The sequence below is a fragment of the Microbacterium umsixpiens genome (assembly GCF_053543675.1).
This window is the reverse complement of record NZ_JBLVOH010000019.1, coordinates 42,458-43,812: the sequence shown is the minus strand read 5'-3', so window position 1 is coordinate 43,812 and position 1,355 is coordinate 42,458. Positions and strand designations below refer to the sequence as shown.

General features: G+C 68.6%; 2 protein-coding genes. One reads left to right on the top strand and one right to left on the bottom strand.

The features are described from left to right. On the bottom strand, positions 1-780 hold a 780-nt coding region (locus ACNPM4_RS01915; RefSeq protein WP_448984506.1), incomplete at its 3' end, for an amidohydrolase family protein. Between the two features lie 116 nt (positions 781-896). Between ACNPM4_RS01915 and ACNPM4_RS01910 the strand changes: the two genes are divergently transcribed. Continuing rightward, on the top strand, positions 897-1,343 hold the full coding sequence (locus ACNPM4_RS01910) for a DUF1801 domain-containing protein (RefSeq protein ID WP_105711476.1): 447 nt from the start codon (positions 897-899) through the stop codon (positions 1,341-1,343). Positions 1,344-1,355 lie beyond the last annotated feature (12 nt).

The window sequence follows — 1,355 nt, the reverse complement described above, 5'->3', positions numbered from 1 at the left end:
GACGCCGCGGGGACGGGACATCTCGTACCACCGCAGCCGCACGGGCATCGCACCCTGCGCACGAAGGGCGTCGATGAGCGGGTTGAGCTCGGGGTTCCACGACAGGTCCGACACCGTCGTGATGCCCCGGGATGCCAGGTCGTGCAGGTGCGCGGGGAGGATCCGGGGGAGATGCTCCTGCGCCTTCGCGAGCATCGGCGCCACGACCTGCTCGACCGCCGCGGCCTCGAGGGCGACGCCCGTGAGCTCCCCCGCGGCATCACGGCCGAACGAGGCGCCGACCGGATCGGGGGTTTCCCGATCGATGCCTGCGGCGAGCGCGGCCGCGGTGTTGAAGTACACGGAATGACCGGAGTTGTGGATGACGACGAGGGGCACGTTGCCCGCGAGCTCGTCGAGGAAGCGGATGTCGGGGTCGGGCAGTCCACGCTGCAGCAGAGCATCCCACCCGTTCGCGAAAACCGCTTCGCCGCCGGCATCCGCCACCGCCGCTCGGAGCGCCGCGAGGACGCCTTCCGCCTCGGGGATCACGACGGGACGGAGGTCGACCACGAGATCGGAGAGCAGGATCGCGGAGAAGCCCGGATGCCCGTGCGGCTCGATCAAACCGGGCATGACCCAGCCGTCGAGGGCTGTGGTCTCGGCATCCGGGAAGCGGCGGAGGAGGTCGTCCGTCGTCCCGACGGCGACGATCGTTCCGTCGTGGACGACCATCGCCTCCACTTCGGCGTCAGCGCTCGGGGAGAGCGGGCGGATGCGGCCGGTGAAGACTGTCGTCATGGCGTCAGTCTGGCAGTCGAGGTGCCGTCGAGGATCGATCACGAATCAAGAAGCACACCGCGGCCGAGCGTACGTAGTCTGAATCCCACACCAGCAGCACATCGAGAGGACCGACCATGGCCGAGAAAGAGAAGAACTTCAGCGCCGAGGAACGCGAAGCCATGCAGGCCGCCGCGAAGGAGGCCCGCACCCGTCGTTCCCGGGCGAAGAAGTCGCCCGAAGAGCTGCGCGCCGCGGGTGAGGCCGACATCAAGGAGGCGATCGAGAAGCTGACGCCCGAAGACCAGGCTCTCTCGAACAAGCTGCACGCCCTCGTCTCCGAGGTCGCCCCTGAGCTCGTGCCCCGCACCTACTACGGGATGCCGGCGTGGGGTCGCGACGGCAAGGTGCTCTGCTTCTTCCAGCCCGCGAGCAAGTTCAAGGTGCGCTACGGCACGTTCGGTTTCGAGCCCATCTCGAACCTCGACGACGGCACCGTCTGGCCGACCGCCTACGCGGTCACGGATCTCACGAAGGCCGACCTGGAGTTCCTCGCGGACCGCATCCGCGTCGCGATCAGCTGACGCCCCTGCCGA